The following is a 462-nucleotide window of genomic DNA, read 5'->3' on the forward strand; positions in this document are numbered from 1 at the left end:
GACAAAGAAGGTTGGTTTTTGTGGTTTTGGTCTTCCAGCCTGAATCCAAGATTGATGAATTCGAATCAGATCCTCTGTGCGTTTAATAAGATGTATCTCTGCGTCTGGTAATAAGTGTCGTATTTCTTCTTTTGCCCACTTCTCCGTAAGAGTTGGTGAAACAAATACGCAGGTACGATACCCTTTTTGTCCTTTTAAATGAAAATAGCCATCTACTGCAGCTGTCATGATTGCACTTTTCCCCACGGACATTTCACCCTGTATAATAATTCCTTTTTGTACTTGTAATGCTTTTGCTGCACCTGTTGCTACATGTGCTTGTACAGGGAATAATGGTCTTTCATACGTATCAAAATGGGATAATGCTTGGTCTGACATCGGTTGATGTAATGGCTCATCCAATTTTGTTACCTTATCAAGCATGACAGGCGAATATTCCAATAGGTATTCATTTAAATCATT

At 38.7% G+C, this 462-nt stretch carries 1 pseudogene; it reads right to left on the reverse strand.

The features are described 5' to 3' along the window. Positions 1 to 462, reverse strand: a pseudogene (locus MR155_RS31375) (hypothetical protein); the annotation flags it as partial.

It is taken from the genome of Bacillus cereus group sp. BfR-BA-01331 (assembly GCF_022663915.1).
Taxonomy (GTDB): Bacteria; Bacillota; Bacilli; order Bacillales; family Bacillaceae_G; genus Bacillus_A; species Bacillus_A mycoides.